Below are 16,709 nucleotides of genomic sequence, written 5' to 3'. Positions count from 1 at the left end.
CCGCCGGTATCACGGCAGGATGCGATGACGTGACGTGCTGACGACCGGCGCATACACAGAAGAACTTGAAGACGCCGGTCGCCATTTGGGGGCGTTGGGTGCATCACATTGGGGCGCGATGCAGGGTCAGGTTAGGCGGATGCCTGGTGTCCGCAATTGGAACACCGGCCCATGGTGAACAGGTGGTTACTATCCACAGGGCCGCGGCTGTAAACGGCAGGCGGCCCGCCGGTTTCCGGTCGTCCATCGTGGCCACGTCATCGTTCTATCGGCTGTGCGCAACGCGAATCGCAGGCTCCGCGCCGCTCGACGGGCCGCGATCGGGTTGGTAAGCCCGTCTGCGAAGGAGTTGATGAGTCTGGCATGACCGTTGCGATCGAGATGGGAAACACGACGGCGGGCACCCCGGCGAACCTCGATCTCGAGGAGCTGCTGGCGACCCGCCTTCTGGTGCAGGGCAATTCGGGCTCCGGCAAGTCACATCTCTTGCGACGGCTGCTCGAACAGAGCGCGCCCTGGGTGCAGCAAACCATTATCGACCCGGAAGGCGACTTCGTTTCGCTGGGTGAGCGCTACGGCCATCTGGTGATCGATGCCGAGGAGCATACCGAGCGCGGCCTGCAGGCGGCCGGCGAGCGGGCGCGCATCCACCGTGTTTCGACCGTGCTCAATCTCGAAGGGCTCGATGCCGAGAACCAGATGCGGCGCGCGGCCGCCTTCCTCGGCGGGCTGTTCGAGGTCGCGCGCGACCATTGGTACCCGATGCTGGTGGTGGTCGACGAGGCGCAGCTGTTCGCGCCGGCGGTGGCCGGCGAGGTGTCGGACGAGGCGCGCAAGCTCTCGCTCGGCGCCATGACCAATCTGATGTGCCGTGGCCGCAAGCGGGGGCTGGCCGGCATCATCGCCACGCAGCGGCTGGCCAAGCTCGCCAAGAACGTGGCGGCGGAAGCCTCCAACTTCCTCATGGGCCGCACCTTCCTCGACATCGACATGGCACGCGCGGCCGATCTCCTGGGCATGGAACGACGGCAGGCGGAAGCCTTTCGCGATCTGGAACGCGGGCAGTTCATGGCGCTGGGGCCGGCGCTGTCGCGCCGCCCGCTCGGCCTGCGCATCGGCCCGACCGACACCAGCCCACGCAACGGCACGCCCAGGCTGATGCCGCTGCCGGAGGCGGCGCTTGAGGATGCCCGCGCCATCATCCTGGCCGCCCCGCCGCCGGAAACGATGCGCACGCCGCGCCGGGTGGCGTCGCCGGACCTGCTGGAGCAACTGATGGCGGCGAAATCGGCGCCGCGCGACATCCGCCCCGAACCGGTCGAGCCGCCGATCAGCGCCGAGGATCTGGCCGAACGGCGCGAGCGGATGGACCGCATCCTGCGCGCCATCCTGGTCGAGCCCGATGCGGGATTTCGCGTCATCGGCGTTCTCTACCAGGAGTTCGTCGTGCGCTGCCGCATCGAGGGGCTGGCTTCGGTGGTGCCAGATCTCCAGGAATTCCGGCGCATGCTGACACGCGCCCGCGCCGGGGTGGGGTCCGACATGGCCGAGGATGATGCGTGGCGGGATGTTTCGGTGCGCGCCTCGCTGCTGCCGGAGGACATGCAGGGCGTGTTCATGATGATCGCGCGCGCGGCGAAGGAGGGCTGGCCGTGCCCGAGCGATGCCGCGATCGCCCGCGCCTATGGCTCGCACTCCATGCGCCGCGCCCGGCGTCTGCTGACCTATATCGAGGAGCAGGGTCTCATCGTCTGCCAGCTCGACGGCGCCGGCCGGCGCACCGTGACGCTGGTCGAACTCGCCTGGGCCACCGCGCCCGGCGACCCCAACGCCGAAGGAGCGGAGCAGGGAAGCCTGGCGCTGTGAGGGCGCCATGAAACGTTCAACCTCGGGCTGATCAGGCGGGCACCCTGCAAGACCGGTCGGGTGCGGTTGCTTATCGGATTTCGGTGAAGGCCAGCCGTGCGAGAACGCCACCCTTACTGGATGACACCGTCGACCGCCCGCCGTTCCGATGGGATGATGATGAGCCGGTCCGTCTGATGTGCGGCGATCGGTTCCCGGCTTCGCGGGCGCTGAGCCTGCGGGGAACCAAGCGACGGCCACGCAGGTTAAGTCAGCATTGGGTTCCCCGAGACGAGGCGACGTCATGAGCATCCTGCAAAGCATCAAGAACGCTGCCGAACAGGTGACCGGTGCCGCAAGACCGGACAGGCAACAGGCGGCCGATCTTGTCAGGCGACGAAAATCGAACGAGTTCAGGTTTGGGGACGATGGGCTGGTGCCCAACCATCCGTCCTGGCCGCTGGTGGTTTATCGCGGTGCCGTCACGCTGCCGGAGGAGTTCGATCCCGCGGCAGTCATGGAGGAGCTTTTCTCGGCCAACGGATGGGGGGACAGCTGGCGCAACGGCATCTACGACTATCTCCACTACCATTCGCGCATCCACGAGGTGCTGGGCGTGGCGCGCGGTATCGCGAAAGTCCGGTTCGGCGGCAAGAAGGGACGAACGCTGGCGCTGAAGGCCGGCGATGTCGCGGTTCTTCCGGCCGGCACCGGGCACCAGCGCATCTTCGCCTCCCACGACTTTCTCGTGGTTGGCGCCTATCCGCCGTCCGGCACCTATGACGAATGCACGACCGCCGCCGATCACGCCAAGGCGGTGGTGACGATCCCCAGGGTAGGTCGTCCGGGCAAGGACCCCGTCTATGGAAGCAAAGGCCCGCTGCTGGCGGCGTGGAAGAAAGACTGAGTCGCCGAAGCCCAGGAGAGCAAAGCTCATTGGCGCCCAAGCAGATCGACGCAATAGTCATCACGTCGGTGGAACGCTCTCAAACGCCCGCGATCGCCAGAAGCCAAGCCAGGATATCGAGCAACAGGAAGAGCAGCGCGAACTGCAACGCCACCCGGAGCCGCTGGATAATCCGCCAGTTGCTGGCCATGTCCGCCTTGATGCGGAGGGCCAGCGCGCGGTGCATGGCCGACATTGTCGTCGGCTTGTCGCCATCGACATACTGATGGAGCAGCTCTTCTGGATCGAAGCGGAATGTGTACTGATGGTAGGGCCAAAGCATGAAGACGATCAGGCCGCCGATGCTGAACAGCAGGGTCACCGCGGTCCAGTCCCAAACTCCAAGTTCGTTGGAAAGGGCCGCGCCGCCCAGCAACGAGTTTGCGAATGCGGTGGCAAAGATAAGACTCCCGGCGCGGGTGTTCATGTTCTCGACAACGGTCTTCTGATGCGTGAGACCTCTCACCGCCTCCTGATAAATAAACGCAAGACGAGATCGTCGTCCTCAAGACCGCCTGCGACAGATCCGTTGCTTTATCCTCCACGCGGACGTGCGACCATAAGGGTGCCTCTCTAGCAGGGCAGGAATGCGCCAGCTTAACCCAAAATCCTTCGTCGTAACCACTGGACTTCGAGATGCTTCTACCGCTCCTCGACGATCCGCAAATACGCCGCCGTCACGAACAGCACGATCAGCCCGAACAAGATCCTTCTCGCGCCCTCAGGCATCTGCAGGATGGTCAAGAGCGTCGTCAGCACGGTGAGGATCAGGGCGCCGATGATGGTGCCGGTGTAGCCGCCGCGGCCGCCGAAGATGGAGGTGCCGCCGATGACGGCGGCAGCTATGCCGACTAGCGCCATGGCAAAGGGCGAAGCCGCGCGGCCGGATGGCATCGAGGCGGTCGTCATCGTCACGCCCAACCATCTGCACGCGCCGATCGCCACCGCCTTTCTCGAAGCCGGCATCGACGTGATCTGCGACAAGCCGCTGTCGACGACGCTCGGTGACGCCGAAGCGCTGGTGGCGCTCGCGAAGGCGAAAAAGCGCCGCTTCGTCGTCACGCTCAACAACACCGGCTACGCCATGGTGCGCCAGGCGCGCGAAATGGTGATGACGGGCGAGCTCGGCCGGATCGTCTCGGTGCATGGGGCCTACATCCAGGACTGGCTGACCAAGCCGATCGACGCCGACGGCCAGAAGCAGGCGGAGTGGCGCACCGATCCGGCGAGGGCAGGGCAGTCGGCGGTGCTGGCCGACATTGGCGTGCACGCCTTCAACCTGGCAAGCTTCATTTCCGGCCGCGAGGCCGAGGCTGTGTCGGCCGACCTGTTCACCGCCGTGCCCGGACGCCGGCTCGATGACAATGCGCATGTGCTGGTGCGCTGGACCGATGGCGCGCGCGGTACGATCCTGGCCAGCCAGACATCGCCCGGCCACTACAACGATCTCTCCGTGCGCATCTATGGCGACAGAGCCGGGCTCGAATGGTCGGGCGCGCGGCCGGAGGAACTGCGCTTTTCCGTCCATGGCGAGGAAACCCGCACGCTGGTGCGCGGCGGCCATGGCTCGAAGGCTGAAGCCCGCCGCGTGTCGCGCATGCCGGCGGCACATCCGGAAGGCTATATCGAGGCCTTCGCCAATTTCTATCGCGACGCCGCCGACATCATCCGCGCCCACCGCTCGGGAGGCGCGGTCGATCCAGCCCGCGCGGCGCAGGTGCCCGACGTGGTCGACGGCGCGCGCGGCGTGAAGTTCGTCGCCGCGGCGGTGGAGTCGAACGCGGCGGGTGGAGCGTGGACGGCTGCCCTGTTCAGGTGAGGTCACGCCAAGCCTACAGCATGTCGCGGCGAATAGGATTCGCCCGACCTGCTGTAAGCTTCTGATTTTATGCATGTCGTTATCCCGGAACCGAGGACACTTCCGGGCGACATGCATTGGGAATTCGAACGGAATCAGCCGGCGACGGACAACCGACGAGATCGAACGAATCTGCTCAGCCCGTCGGAATCCAAGGGCTGCGCGAAGGCGTAGCCTTGCAGAATGTCGCAGCCAAGCGCTTTAAGCAGACGGGCGTGCTCCATCGTCTCGACACCCTCTGCTACGATCTCGATGCCGAGGGATTTGCCGATTTCGATGATCGAAGACACGACTTGCCTCTGCTGGGGTGAATTCACGATTGGATCGACCAACTGGCGGTCTATCTTCAGGCGGCGAGGCTGCAATTTGAGCAGACTGACGATTGAGGCGTAGCCGGTGCCGAAATCGTCGATCTCGATGTCGATGCCGAGTTGCTTGATCTGCTCGAGGTTCCACGTGACCAGGTCATCGTTGTCGTCGAGGAAGATGGATTCGACGAGCTCAAAGGAAAACGTTCCCTTCCTGATGTCGAGATCTCGCAAACTCGCTATGAGTTGCTCATCGTGAAGGCGCCGTGCCGAAACGTTGACTGACACGCGCGGAACGCCAATCTTCTGCGCGGACCATGCTTCGAAATCCAAAAGCGATTGCTGGAGGATTTTCTGGTCTATTATCGAGACGACGTTCAGTTCTTCGGCGGTCTTCAGGAAAACGTCGGGTGTCAGAATACCCTTCTCAGGGTGGTTCCACCGCGCCAGCGCTTCAACTCCCACGATCTCCTGCGTCCTGGCGCTAAATTGAGGCTGGTAGAACGCGATGAATTGATTTTGTTCGAGGCCGGCGAGAATTTCGTCGGCAATTCTCTTCGTGTTGACGATTTCGCTTTGCAACTCGCCAGTGAAGAATTCAAACCGGTTGCGGCCACGTCTCTTTGCCCGGTAAAGGGCGATATCGGCATTTACCAGCAACTGTCTGGTTTCGGCGCCCGTACCATCGTCGATTGCAATTCCGACGCTGACGCCAAAACGGCACTGGTGACCGTGGTAATAAACGGGCCTGCGCATCTCTTCGATAATGCGGTCCGCAAGCGCGGCCGCCTGGGCATCTTCACCGCCTACCGTGCAGAGCACGACGAATTCGTCTCCTCCAACCCGAGCGACGAAACCTCGATCGCCGACGTTGGACTTGAGAACGGATGCGGCATGCACCAGCATCGCGTCGCCCGCCGCGTGGCCGAGCGTATCGTTGATGTGCTTGAAGCGGTCCAAATCGACGTGAAGCAGTGCGGCATGGCCGCCGTTCAGCCTGGCCTTTGCCGCGTAATCATTCAGCACCTGGTCCAGGTAGCGCCGATTAGGCAAATCCGTCAGCGAATCGTGCATGGCGACATGTTCTGTGCGCGCTTTGGCAGCTTCGAGTTCCGCATTTTTCGACTCGGCCAGCTGTTTTGCGCGAACCAGATCGGTGTTCAGCATTACATCTGACGTCACGTCCCATTCGGCCCCCACCATTCGGGGCGAATTGTTCGCGGTCTCGTAAAAGATCGCCCTGGACCGGACATGGCGAATTTCGCCGTCTGGACGAACAACCCGGTATTCCGATGAATATGTGCCTCGCCCGGTCACGGCATTGTCGAAGTCTGTAAGCGCCTGAGGCAGATCGTCGGGATGAATGGCCCCGGCCCAGTCGGTATATCCGCGCGGTCCGCCATCAGCCTCCCTGCCATATATTTCGTTGACGCGGTCGTCCCAAGCAAGATGGTTGGTTTCGAGGTCGTGTTCCCAAACGCCAATGGCCGAGGCCTCCAGGGCAAGTTCCAGCCGTCGCGACAGCCGATTTAGTTCCCAGTAGTTTCGCTGCCTTTCATTGATCAGGCGGCCGGCCGCCAGGAAGGGAAACAAAATCAGTGCCGCTGCCGCCGCCATGATCGCCCGGAGCCGCCAGGCGTTGGCGGGCGTGGCGGGCCAACCGCCCTTGGGAATCGCCGCGATCCGCCAGGAGCCTGACGGGACAAGAATGTCGACCGTCACCGGATCGCCTTTGACGACACGTTCGTCACCGAAGAACCGGACTCCCTTCGCGCCGGGGGCGTCATTGCCGATGAGCGCGACCTCAATCCCGAGATTCTTGTCGAGCAGTCCGCTCGCCTGGTAGAGGCGCTGAACGTCGACGACCGCGGAAACGATTCCCCAGAACCGGTCGGTATTTCCCGCACTCTTTACGAATACCGGAAATCGGCCGATGAAGCCCTGTCCTCCCTGCTGCAGATCGACCGGGCCGGCGAGAACAAGCTTGCGCTCATCACGCGCACGCAAGGCCGGCGCACGCTGCTGGTCGTTCTTGCGGTAATCGAGACCAATGGCTTTCTCGTTGCCGGCCATCGGGTACATCAAGGAAATGACCAGGTCGGGCGCGCCGGCAATATTGCGAAGTTGAGACTCTTCGTTGAACAATCTGCTGGCAAGCTCAGCGAAACGTTGCTGCCCCATGTAGGGTTCGGTCGTGACTGCCGCGACCAGTCCTCGCGCCAGCTGGAGGTTGCCGTTGATGTTCCCTTCGAGCCTGGCGCGAACGACATTGACTTCGGCGAGGACATCCGCGCGGGCGGCCTGGTCCGCAACGACTTTGTTTTGATGGTCAGCGAACGCCGCGCAAACGGCAATGACCACAACCGCGATCGCCACCGGAATCCTCGCCGGGGAAAAGACGGCCCCCTTCATGCGGCCGGACATGTCGGCGAAAACAGCCAATAAAACAAGATTCCCTGTGTTAGTCAGGCTCTTTGAAGCCTCATCAAGGGAATATTAGTTCGCTATAACTTAATTTTAGCCTTCACAGTCCTTAAAATTTTTGCGCCTTCGGACACCGCGCGCGGACCGCACCAGATTTCGCCACATGGCGAAACTAGTGGCTATCGACTTTCTTCTGGGCGATCCGATACGTTCCGACGCCGCGCTTGGTTGCCCCGATTGAATAGGCCATTGGAATCTTGGGGGCGTTTTCCGGCAGGCCGTACATATCCTTGCCGGCCCTTACCGCGAATGAAAAGTGCTGCCAGGAAACGGTGTCGTGCTCATTGAGGAAATCAAGCGTCAGGCCCGCAGCGATCAAGGCGTTCACCACGTCGCTGATCGGATGAATCCATTCATAGTAGCGAGGATGCTTCAAGGTGCGCTCATCGCCGGTGTAGGTCAGCTCTTCGTTCCAGACGAGAGGTCGCGCTACCGGCGTTCGCCAATCGTCCTTCAATTCGAGCGCAGCAGCCTTGCGATTGCACTGGAACATCAAGGGATGGCCCTCGGCCATATAGAGCCGGCCGCCGGGCCGCAGAAGATCGGCAACCACCCGGGCCCAACGGAAGACATCGTCAAGCCAGTTCACCGATCCCCAGGTAACGTAGACGATGTCATAGGTCCGGTCGAGCGCTTCGACAGCCTCGTACAGCGGTGCTTCGACGAAGCGAACGTCGCTGCCTGCCTTGGAGGCGAAAACTCGCGCCGCGGTGATCGCCCTTGGTGAAAAGTCCAGGCCGGTCACACTGCCGGCGCCAAGATTCCTGAGGCTGATCGTGTCGAGCCCGATGTGGCACTGCAGATGGACGATGTCCTTGCCGAATAAGTCACCGATCTCGCGCGTTTCCAGCTCATAGAGATTGGATCCACCAGCCAGCACGTTCTCGATACGATAGCTGCCGGTTCTGTCGGTCGCGTGCAGTTCGGCCCGATCGTCCCAATTCAGGAGGTTCGTGTCCAAGAACGGTTCCAACTGTCCCCCAATCTCAGCCGCGGCATGGTAAACAGCTGGTTAACGTAGATTGCAGTGAGCGGGCGTGCACGTCAATCCCAGGGCCTTGCGATGTGTCGCAACTGGCAGGGGTAACTGGCGCGGTCATCGCAGATGCGGTGCCCGGCGCCACTTACGCCGGTACGTATCGCGCATGCCGATGGCGCACTGGGACGGGGCGTGGATGACGACGAATTTTGAGGAACGACAGCCAATCTCCCCGCTCCTAGGGGTGGTTGGCAGCTTTATCGCGACCGCATCATGCCGCCCCCAGCCGTTCCGCCAAATCCACCACCATCGGGCGTTGCCCCGCAAGCATCTTCACCTCGGCTTCAGCCAATGTGAACCAGCCGGCTCTGTCGACCTCCGGGAATTCCTTCATCCTTCCGGATCGCGGCGGCCATTCCATGGTGAAAATGTTGCTCCTGATGGCGGCCACATCGATGTCGGCCTCGACGGACCATGCGGTGACGGTCTTGCCGCCCGGTTGCCGGTAGTCGCCAAGGCGCGCGAAGGGGCCTTCGACCTTCACGCCGAGCTCTTCCTCGGTCTCGCGTCGTGCCGCCGCCAGTTGGTCCTCACCCTCGTCGACAAGGCCCTTCGGGATCGACCAGGCGCCATCGTCCTTCTTCGCCCAGAACGGGCCGCCGGGATGCACCAGCAGCACCTGGATGTCACCCCCGCTACGGCGATGGATCAGCAGGCCCGCGCTGCGTTTTGCCATGTTTGGATGTCCGTTTGCGGCAGAGGTGCGAAGCCGGCCGATCCCGCGTCGATCATTTCCGCCCTTGCACCGGGAAATTGCGACGCTATGTCAGTCGCATCTGCATTGCACCTCATGCGCGAGTCCGGCAATCTGATAGCATCGTTTTTGGGGCGGCGTCGAAAGTCAGGTGAGGCGTCCGAATGCAGCTGGGTCTGATCGGCTACTACAGCGACTTCGTGGTCTATCCCCTGGTGATTGCCATATTGGGCGTGGCCGGGTTGATCGAGGCCGGAGAGGAAAGCGCGCCGGACTGGATCGGCACGGCGCTGATGTGCCTTGGCCTGTGGACGCTGATCGAATACGTCCTGCACCGGTTCGTGCTGCACCACGTCCCCTGGATCCGGGACCTGCATGACCGTCACCATGTCGAGGAGCGCAGTCCGGTGGGCACGCCCACCTGGCTCAGCCTGGGCGTGCATGCGCTGGTGGCGTTCCTGCCTGTCTGGATGGTGTCGGATTTCGCGACCGCCAGCGCGGTGAGCTGCGGGTTGATGCTGGGCTATCTCTGGTACGTCAGCGTCCACCACATGATCCATCACTGGCATCCGACCCATCCGAGCTATCTCTATACGCTCAAGCGCCGCCACGCGGTGCACCACCATCTCGACGACAACGCCAATTTCGGCGTGACGTCGATATTCTGGGATCGGGTTTTCGGCACCGGGCGGCTTTGACGTGGGGCTTTCGACCGGCCACCAACATCATTTGCGGTCCGCGGGCAGTCGAGCGATAAAATCTAGGCCGAGCGCCCTGGCCAGAATAACCAGATGAGCGCGGCGGCCGTCAGAACCCAGATTCCGACGATGAATGCGAGACCGCCGCGGCTGGTCGGTTTGGATCGGCGAATGGCCTCCGCGCGAAACTCCGCCATCAGATCGGCGGGGATCAACTTCACCGCAAGCAGGATGCCGAGTGGTACGATGATCAGATCGTCCAAATATCCAAGTATGGGAATGAAATCGGGTATCAGATCGATAGGACTGAGCGCGTAGGCGGCGACTGCGCCGGCGGCAACTTTGGCGTACCAGGGAACGCGAGGGTCGCGGGCGGCCAGCCACAAGGCCACCACATCGCGCTTGATGGCCCTCGCCCACTGCTTTGCCTTGTCAAGGACAGTCACGCGGCAACTCTCCTTATAAGACCCGCTAACGATCAGCGTCTCCGCTCCTTACAGCATGTCGCGGCGGATAGGATTCGCCCGATCTGCTGTAAGCTTCTGATTTTATGCATGTCGTTGTCCCGAAACCGAAAACACTTCCGGGCGACATGCATAGCTTCGATCATTGCAACGATGTCCGCGATCTGCAAACTGACCTGCTACCCAATTTCGCGTTCTTGACAAGCCATGCCTGCTGGATGTTACTGCACCAGCCGCTCGGGCTTGGGGAATTGCCGTGAAGAAAATCTATCAAAAGCCGGTGCTGGTGAAGCGCGAATTGCTGTCCGCCGTGACCGCCGCGCCGGTTAGCTCCGGACGTTGAACCGGAAAGTAGCGGCGAGGGGCTGAGGCTCCTCCGCTCACAGTTCCTTTTCCGCCAACTCCCTGAATTCATCGGGCACCGAGCGCGCCGCCTCCAGCGCCACCGTGCCGTAGCCGACCGCCTGCTTGCCGAAGCGCTCGCGGATCTTGTCGATGGCGCGGTCGGCGCCGAAACGGGCGAGCCCTTTTTGGCTGCCCGGGCGGCGCTTCTCGTCGGCAAGGCCGAGCGGCAGGTCAAGCTGCAGTTCGACGCTCTCCTCCAGGTGCGAGACCGAGATCGCCAGCAGCGAGATCGTCTTCTCCCGTGGATGATCGACGAGCACGCCGCGCACCAAATCCCCCGCGATCTCGGCCAGCATGATGGTCGCCGAGATCGGCTGCTCCAGCGTGATCGAGCGCGTAACGGCGCTGAGATCGGCAAAGCGCACGCGCACCGTCACCGTGCGGCCGGGGCGGTTCCTGGCGCGCAGCCGGCTGGCGACGCGGTCGGCCAGATGCAGCAGTGTCGGCACGATCACCCGCGCCACGGCCGGTTTTTGCCCGAGCGCCGATTGCGCGCCGGCCGAATGCGCCCGTCGCTGCGTTTCCAGCTTGCGCGGATCGCGGTTCCACGACAGGGCCGCGAGCTTTTCGCCGGCTGCGGGCCCAAGCAGCCGCGTCAGCGCGCCGCTGTGCGTCCGGGCCAGTTCGCCGATGGTCTCGACGCCGATCTCGGCCAGCCGCGCCCTGTTCGCCGGCCCGACGCCCCACATCAGCGAGACCGGCAAGTCGTGCAGGAAGGCAAGCTCGGTGCCGGGGTCGACCACCACCAGCCCGTCGGGCTTGGCGACCTGCGATGCGATCTTGGCCAGATGCTTGGTGCGCGCCACGCCGATCGAGATCGGCAGGCCGAGTTCTGCCCGCACACGGCGGCGGATCGCCGTCGCGATCTCCCGGGGGGAGCCGAACAGATGAGTGCAGCCGGCGACATCGGCAAAGGCCTCGTCGATGGAGATGCGCTCGACCACCGGCGTGAAATCGTCGAGCACCTTGATCGCCGCGTCGCCCAGCCGCTGGTAGTGGCTGAAATTGCCGCCGACGAAGATCAATCGCGGGCAAAGCTCGCGCGCCTTGCGCCCCGGCATGCCGCCGCGCACGCCGAAGGCACGGGCCTCATAAGAGGCAGCGAGCACCACGCCGCCGCCAACCGCGATCGGCTTGCCGCGCAATGTCGGGTCGAGCAACTGCTCGACCGAGGCATAGAAGGCGTCGAGATCGGCATGCAGGATGGTGGCCGTCGTTTCCATCCTGTTCCGCTCATCCGCGATTGCTGATAGATAAGAACATATAGAGAACAAATGCGGATCGTTGTCAACGCGAAGCACCGAGGCTCGTCCTTGTCCACAGGCGAGGAGGAGCCTAGACGATATGCTCCGCCCGCAGCGCCACCTTCATCCGTTCCAGCGCCGGCTCGCCGCCGGCCGCCAGTTCGTTGGCGATGCGGGCAAGTTGACCGTCGGCCTTGCGGTGCCTGCTGCCCCAGGCGCCGAGCGTGGCCAGCACCGGCAAGAGGTCGATGCCGGCCTCGGTCAGCCGGTAGATTGCCTTCAACCCGTGGCTCGGGTCGCCGCTGCGGGTGATGATGCCTTCATCCTGCAGTGTCTGCAGCCGCTCGGCCAATGTGCGCGAGGAGATGCCTTCATCGGATTGCAGGAACTCGCGAAAATGCCTTTTGCCGGCGAAGATCAGGTCGCGGATGATGAGCAGCGTCCAGCGGTCGCCGAGCAGTTCCAGCGACAGGTTGATCGGGCAACCGGATCTTTCGCGCGTCGACATTCCCTATGGTTCCATTTTTAAATCACTTTACTATTGACATCATTTTTCCCGCGGGTCAAATGGTTCCGAAAGTAAATCGTTTCCGGCCAAACCTGACGAGGACAACCTGATGAAGAAGCTCATCCTGCAGATGCAGATGTCGGTCGACGGTTTCGTCGGCGCCGATGCTGACCACCCATGGCAACTCTGGGAATGGGGCGACGACAATGGCTGGGACGCCGAACTGAAGCGCGATTTCAACGCCGTGTTCGCCGGCATCGACACCATCCTGCTCAGCCGCAAGATGGCCGAGGAGGGCTATCTCACCCATTGGGGCAATGCGGCGAGGAAATATCCGGCCGATCCGTTCTATGCCTTCGCCCGGCGTGTCGTCGAGGCGCGCAAGGTGGTGCCGAGCGACAGGCTCGAGGCCTCGCGATGGGAGCGTACGACGGTGGTAAGCGGCGACCTGTCGCGCGAGGTCAACGCATTGAAGGCGGGCGAGGGCGGCGACATGGCCGTCTTCGGCGGCGCCGGCTTCGCCTCGGCGCTGATCGCGGCAGGGCTGGTCGACGAGTTGCAGCTGTTCGTCAATCCTGCCGTGCTGGGCGCGGGCCGCCGCATCTTTGACCAGGGCGGGTTCCGAAACCTGCGGCTGCTCGGTTCGAAGGCCTATGCCTGCGGCATGGTGGTCAGCCGCTACGCGCCGGCAGGCTGATCGGCGCACAGCCTCGCGCCGATAAAAAGCCGTTTGGCCGGAATCCTTTGCCCGCTTCTCTTCGTCTTCAAGGTGCGGTCGTCGGAGGGCGGCCGCATCAACGCTGAATGGAGAGACAGACCATGATCCTGGTGACAGGCGCCACCGGCCTGAACGGCAAGGCAATCGTGCGCGAGTTCGCGCGGCAGAAGCATGAAGTGAGGGCGCTGGTTCGCGATCTGGACCGGGCATCGGAGGTAGGGCTCGGCGGACTGGCCGGCGTCGAACTGGTCGAGGCGATATGAACCGGGCGGAGACGCTTGGCGCGGCACTTAATGGCATCGATCGTGTGCTGATGATTTCGACCGCCGCTGAAGACATGGTCGAGACGCAGTGCCGCTTCATCGACGCCTGCAGGCAGGCCGGCGTCGCGCATGTGGTGAAGTTTTCCGGTGCCGAATCCAACATCGGCTATGACGCGACGAAGTTCCGCTTCACGCGCATGCATGAGGACATCGAGCGCTATCTCGAAGCCGCCGGAATGGCGTGGACCCACCTTCGCCCCAGCCAGTTCATGCAGGTCTATTTGCGCGACGCGCCGACCATTGCCGCCGAAGGCGCCTTCCATCTGGCGCTTGGTGACACCGAGCTGTCGCCGGTCGATGTCGAGGACATCGCCAAGGTCGGCGTCCGGCTGCTGCGCGACGGTGGCCACGAAGGCGAGAGCCTCGACATGACCGGACCCGAGGCGCTGACCATGAGCGACATCGCGGCGCGGATTTCGCAGGCGATCGGCAAGCCGGTCCGCTATGTCGATATCAGCCCGCGGGAGCGCCGGCGCAATCTGCTGGCCAGCGGCATTTCTCTCACCTTCGCCGATGCGCTGGACGAGCAACTGGCCGAGCGGCTGCGGCGGCCGAAATCGCGCGTGCATCTGGCGACGCATGAGATGTTCGGCGTGCGGCCGACGCCGTTCGTTGAATTCGCCCGGCGGCATGCTGCCATATTTGGCGGAGGCTGAGCGCGTCCGCAAAAAAGCGACCACCGCCACGTATCCTTTTTGCCTGCCCGTACGTCTCTGCCTTTCGAAGGTCGCGCCTTCCGCGACCCGCAACCCCGGGAGAATATCATGGCGAGCATCGAGAGCGAGGCAAATAGGAACCATTACGCCGCGATCGCGGCCAATGCGGGCAAGCTGACCAGCCCGCAGGCGATCATCGACCACAACGATATCCACTGGACGGCGCTGACCGGCGAGCCGCGCGGCGTCGACTATATCGAGGTCGATGCCGGCGGCGTGGCGGCGATGTGGGTCGTGCCCAAAGGCGCCGACGAGCAGCGGGTGCTGCTTTATGCGCATGGCGGCGGCTTCATCGGCGGCTCGATCTACACCCACCGCAAGATGGTCGGCCATCTCGCCAAGGCCGTGGGCTGCCGGGCGCTGCTCTACGACTATCCGCTGGCGCATCAGGCCAAGCACCCGGCCCAGCTCAAGGCGGCGATGTCGGCCTGGAACTGGCTCGCCGACCAGGGCTTCGACCCCGGACGTGTCGTGATCGCCGGCGACTCCTGCGGCGCGGTGCTGACCTATGGCGTCCTGCAGCGGCTGCGTGCGCAGGGACGGCCGCTGCCGGTCGCCGCGCTGATCATCTCCGGCTGGTTCGACATGGCGATGACCGCTGCCAGCTACGAGACCAACCGCGAAAAGGATCCGGCCTTTGCCAAGGAAGCCGTCGACTGGCTGGCGGCCAATTTCATCGGCAATGCCGATCGGCGCGATCCCGAGGTCAGCCCCCTTTACGCCGATCTCTCCGGTTTTCCACCCGTCTTCCTGCAGGCTGGAGCCGATGAGACGCTGGTCGACGAAAGCCTCATGTTCGCCGAGCGGGCGAGGCAGGGGGGAGTCGAGACTCGGCTCGATGTCTTTGACGGCATGCTGCACTCCTTCCAGATGATGGCTGGGCGGGCGCCGGAGGCCGACGATGCCATTGCCCGCTTCGCCGCCTGGGTACGGCCGAGAATGGGACTGCCGGCTGCCGGTGAGAAGACCAGCGAAAAGGCGGCGTGAGCGTGCGGAGGCTGATCGTGTCGAGTTTCGTCTCGCTGGATGGCGTCGTCGCGGGGCCGATGACATGGGCCTCGCCGTTCTTCGTCGGAGAGAATGTGGACCGTGCCTTGCAGGCGCTTTCGAACGTCGAGTTCTTCTTGCTTGGCCGCGTCACCTACGAGATGTTCTTCGCGCGCTGGCCTGAGATCAAGGGGCCGTACATGGACCGCATCAACGGCCTGAAGAAGCTGGTCGCCTGGACGACGCTGGAGACGGTGACGTGGAATGCCTCGCTCATAGAGAGCAACGTCGCCGAGGCGCTCGCGGCACTGAAGCGCCAGCCGGGCGGCGACATCCTGAAATATGGCGTGTCGCAACTCGACCGCACCTTGCTTTCCGCAGGGCTGGTGGACGAGTATCATCTGTCGATCGTGCCGACATGGGTCGGGCACGGCAAGCACGCCTTCGACGATGTCGGACCGGTCGATCTCGAACTGGTCGACATCAATCGTTTCGCAAATGGCGTGGTGACCCTGACCTATGTGCCGCGATGAACCAGCAGATACGCAAATCCCCCGACACGACACAAGGCATGCGGGCCTGGCCTGAGCCCGACCGTGTGTTCGACCTGCGCTACGCCGCGTTCCTGGAGACGGTTTCGCATCTGCGCGCCAGGCTGCATCGCTATTGCGCGCGCATGACCGGCTCGGCGCTGGATGGCGAGGACATCATGCAGGAAGCGCTGTTCGAGGCCTATCGCAAGATCGAGCTGCTCGACGATGCGCAGGCGCTGCGGCCGTGGCTCTTCCGCATCGCGCATAACAGGTGCATCGATTTCATCCGCAACCGCCGCACGCGGCACGCGGCCGAAGCTTTCTATGCCGGCGACGACATCGTGCTGCCGGCGGAGCCGGCCGGTCCGGGCGCCGGCCGCGCCATCGAGCGCCTGGTCGTGCATCTGCCACCGAAGGAGCGCGCCTGCGTGCTGCTCAAGGACGTCTTCGACCATTCGCTTGAGGAGATCGCCGATTTGGTCGGTTCGACACCAGGCGGCGTCAAGTCGGCGCTCAATCGCGGCCGCGCCAAGCTCGCCGCACTGCCAGCGCAACCGGTCGCGGCGCCGCCACACGATCCTGAACTGGGGCGGCTGCTGGATCGCTATGTCGCGCTCTTCAACGCCAGGGACTGGGACGGCGTACGGGCGCTGACCAGCGCCGACGCCAGGCTGCGGGTCTCGGATTGCTACAAGGGCCTGCTCTCGGCTTCGCCCTACTTCGTCGAATATGAGCGCAGCGAGCTGCCCTGGCGCATGCGGCCGGGCGTTTTCGAAGGGGAGATGGTGCTGCTTGTCGACAGGCAATATGGCGAGGCCTGGCGGCAGGCATATCTGGTTCGAATCCGTGCCGATGGCGGCGTCGTCAAGAGCATTGCCGATTATTATGCGTGTCCCTGGATCCTGGAGATGGTGGCTGCCGACGGATAAGGAAGCTGGG

The 16,709-nt window shown here is 63.5% G+C and carries 15 protein-coding genes and 2 pseudogenes; 9 read left to right on the top strand and 8 right to left on the bottom strand.

The genetic code is table 11. The features are described 5' to 3' along the window. The first annotated feature begins 363 nt into the window (after nucleotides 1–363). On the top strand, nucleotides 364–1,866 hold the full coding sequence (locus tag LB536_RS13805; RefSeq protein WP_224593253.1) for an ATP-binding protein: 1,503 nt from the start codon (nucleotides 364–366) through the stop codon (nucleotides 1,864–1,866). A 283-nt stretch (nucleotides 1,867–2,149) separates the two neighbouring features. Beyond that, complete coding sequence (locus LB536_RS13800; RefSeq protein WP_224593250.1) at nucleotides 2,150–2,752, top strand: cupin; 603 nt, start codon at nucleotides 2,150–2,152, stop codon at nucleotides 2,750–2,752. Between the two features lie 79 nt (nucleotides 2,753–2,831). On the opposite strand, the gene LB536_RS13795 is transcribed toward LB536_RS13800, so the two are convergent. Both LB536_RS13795 and LB536_RS13790 read right to left on the bottom strand, forming a co-directional pair. Continuing rightward, nucleotides 2,832–3,218, bottom strand: coding sequence for a hypothetical protein (locus LB536_RS13795; RefSeq protein ID WP_140809905.1), 387 nt, complete (start codon nucleotides 3,216–3,218; stop codon nucleotides 2,832–2,834). Between the two features lie 215 nt (nucleotides 3,219–3,433). Continuing rightward, nucleotides 3,434–3,640: pseudogene (locus LB536_RS13790) on the bottom strand (ABC transporter permease); the annotation flags it as partial. A gap of 10 nt (nucleotides 3,641–3,650) precedes the next feature. On the opposite strand from LB536_RS13790, the gene LB536_RS13785 reads away from it, so the two are divergent. Next, on the top strand, nucleotides 3,651–4,610 hold the full coding sequence (locus LB536_RS13785) for a Gfo/Idh/MocA family protein (RefSeq protein ID WP_224593249.1): 960 nt from the start codon (nucleotides 3,651–3,653) through the stop codon (nucleotides 4,608–4,610). 134 nt (nucleotides 4,611–4,744) lie between these two features. Here LB536_RS13785 and LB536_RS13780 read toward each other — a convergent pair whose 3' ends face one another. The 3 genes from LB536_RS13780 to LB536_RS13770 form a co-directional block, all read right to left on the bottom strand. Continuing rightward, nucleotides 4,745–7,369 (bottom strand): EAL domain-containing protein, encoded by a 2,625-nt coding sequence (locus tag LB536_RS13780; RefSeq protein WP_224593507.1) that lies wholly within the window; start codon nucleotides 7,367–7,369, stop codon nucleotides 4,745–4,747. 184 nt (nucleotides 7,370–7,553) lie between these two features. After that, the gene (locus LB536_RS13775) at nucleotides 7,554–8,402 is read right to left on the bottom strand and encodes a class I SAM-dependent methyltransferase (protein ID WP_224593243.1); all 849 of its coding nucleotides are present in this window, start codon (nucleotides 8,400–8,402) and stop codon (nucleotides 7,554–7,556) included. Between the two features lie 289 nt (nucleotides 8,403–8,691). Further along, nucleotides 8,692–9,156, bottom strand: a complete 465-nt coding sequence (locus LB536_RS13770; protein WP_140809903.1) for an NUDIX domain-containing protein — start codon at nucleotides 9,154–9,156, stop codon at nucleotides 8,692–8,694. 182 nt (nucleotides 9,157–9,338) lie between these two features. Between LB536_RS13770 and LB536_RS13765 the strand changes: the two genes are divergently transcribed. Then, the gene (locus LB536_RS13765) at nucleotides 9,339–9,872 is read left to right on the top strand and encodes a sterol desaturase family protein (protein ID WP_224593241.1); all 534 of its coding nucleotides are present in this window, start codon (nucleotides 9,339–9,341) and stop codon (nucleotides 9,870–9,872) included. A gap of 62 nt (nucleotides 9,873–9,934) precedes the next feature. On the opposite strand, the gene LB536_RS13760 is transcribed toward LB536_RS13765, so the two are convergent. The 3 genes from LB536_RS13760 to LB536_RS13750 form a co-directional block, all read right to left on the bottom strand. Continuing rightward, nucleotides 9,935–10,318 (bottom strand): YkvA family protein, encoded by a 384-nt coding sequence (locus LB536_RS13760; RefSeq protein WP_140809902.1) that lies wholly within the window; start codon nucleotides 10,316–10,318, stop codon nucleotides 9,935–9,937. Nucleotides 10,319–10,716: 398 nt separating this feature from the next. Continuing rightward, a complete protein-coding gene (gene dinB / locus LB536_RS13755; RefSeq protein WP_224593238.1) occupies nucleotides 10,717–11,964 on the bottom strand; it encodes a DNA polymerase IV in 1,248 nt (415 codons plus the stop codon). 112 nt (nucleotides 11,965–12,076) lie between these two features. Next, nucleotides 12,077–12,493: a winged helix-turn-helix transcriptional regulator gene (locus tag LB536_RS13750; RefSeq protein ID WP_140809899.1), complete on the bottom strand. Its 417-nt coding sequence runs from the start codon at nucleotides 12,491–12,493 to the stop codon at nucleotides 12,077–12,079. Nucleotides 12,494–12,602: 109 nt separating this feature from the next. On the opposite strand from LB536_RS13750, the gene LB536_RS13745 reads away from it, so the two are divergent. The 5 genes and pseudogenes from LB536_RS13745 (at nucleotide 12,603) to LB536_RS13725 (ending at nucleotide 16,699) form a co-directional block, all read left to right on the top strand. Next, nucleotides 12,603–13,190, top strand: a complete 588-nt coding sequence (locus LB536_RS13745; RefSeq protein ID WP_224593229.1) for a dihydrofolate reductase family protein — start codon at nucleotides 12,603–12,605, stop codon at nucleotides 13,188–13,190. Between the two features lie 107 nt (nucleotides 13,191–13,297). Next, nucleotides 13,298–14,190 (top strand): annotated as a pseudogene (locus LB536_RS13740) (SDR family oxidoreductase). A gap of 108 nt (nucleotides 14,191–14,298) precedes the next feature. Then, nucleotides 14,299–15,237: an alpha/beta hydrolase gene (locus LB536_RS13735; RefSeq protein ID WP_224593213.1), complete on the top strand. Its 939-nt coding sequence runs from the start codon at nucleotides 14,299–14,301 to the stop codon at nucleotides 15,235–15,237. Continuing rightward, on the top strand, nucleotides 15,234–15,770 hold the full coding sequence (locus LB536_RS13730; RefSeq protein ID WP_224593210.1) for a dihydrofolate reductase family protein: 537 nt from the start codon (nucleotides 15,234–15,236) through the stop codon (nucleotides 15,768–15,770). The genes LB536_RS13735 and LB536_RS13730 overlap by 4 nt, the downstream gene beginning before the upstream one ends. Then, nucleotides 15,767–16,699, top strand: coding sequence for a sigma-70 family RNA polymerase sigma factor (locus tag LB536_RS13725; RefSeq protein ID WP_224593206.1), 933 nt, complete (start codon nucleotides 15,767–15,769; stop codon nucleotides 16,697–16,699). Before LB536_RS13730 ends, LB536_RS13725 begins: the two co-directional genes overlap by 4 nt. The last annotated feature ends 10 nt before the right edge of the window (nucleotides 16,700–16,709 follow it).

The sequence above is a fragment of the Mesorhizobium sp. ES1-3 genome, assembly GCF_020164795.1.
Classification (GTDB): domain Bacteria; phylum Pseudomonadota; class Alphaproteobacteria; order Rhizobiales; family Rhizobiaceae; genus Mesorhizobium.
This window is presented reverse-complemented; position numbering and strand designations above follow the sequence as displayed.

Excerpts from the sequence above, each read along its gene's own strand:
- LB536_RS13805 (WP_224593253.1), top strand. The coding sequence starts at position 364 with ATGACCGTTGCGATCGAGATGGGAAACACGACGGCGGGCACCCCGGCG.
- LB536_RS13800 (WP_224593250.1), top strand. The coding sequence starts at position 2,150 with ATGAGCATCCTGCAAAGCATCAAGAACGCTGCCGAACAGGTGACCGGT.
- LB536_RS13795 (WP_140809905.1), bottom strand. The coding sequence starts at position 3,218 with ATGAACACCCGCGCCGGGAGTCTTATCTTTGCCACCGCATTCGCAAAC.
- LB536_RS13785 (WP_224593249.1), top strand. The coding sequence starts at position 3,651 with ATGGCAAAGGGCGAAGCCGCGCGGCCGGATGGCATCGAGGCGGTCGTC.
- LB536_RS13780 (WP_224593507.1), bottom strand. The coding sequence starts at position 7,369 with ATGAAGGGGGCCGTCTTTTCCCCGGCGAGGATTCCGGTGGCGATCGCG.
- LB536_RS13770 (WP_140809903.1), bottom strand. The coding sequence starts at position 9,156 with ATGGCAAAACGCAGCGCGGGCCTGCTGATCCATCGCCGTAGCGGGGGT.
- LB536_RS13765 (WP_224593241.1), top strand. The coding sequence starts at position 9,339 with ATGCAGCTGGGTCTGATCGGCTACTACAGCGACTTCGTGGTCTATCCC.
- dinB (WP_224593238.1), bottom strand. The coding sequence starts at position 11,964 with ATGGAAACGACGGCCACCATCCTGCATGCCGATCTCGACGCCTTCTAT.
- LB536_RS13750 (WP_140809899.1), bottom strand. The coding sequence starts at position 12,493 with ATGTCGACGCGCGAAAGATCCGGTTGCCCGATCAACCTGTCGCTGGAA.
- LB536_RS13745 (WP_224593229.1), top strand. The coding sequence starts at position 12,603 with ATGAAGAAGCTCATCCTGCAGATGCAGATGTCGGTCGACGGTTTCGTC.
- LB536_RS13735 (WP_224593213.1), top strand. The coding sequence starts at position 14,299 with ATGGCGAGCATCGAGAGCGAGGCAAATAGGAACCATTACGCCGCGATC.
- LB536_RS13725 (WP_224593206.1), top strand. The coding sequence starts at position 15,767 with ATGAACCAGCAGATACGCAAATCCCCCGACACGACACAAGGCATGCGG.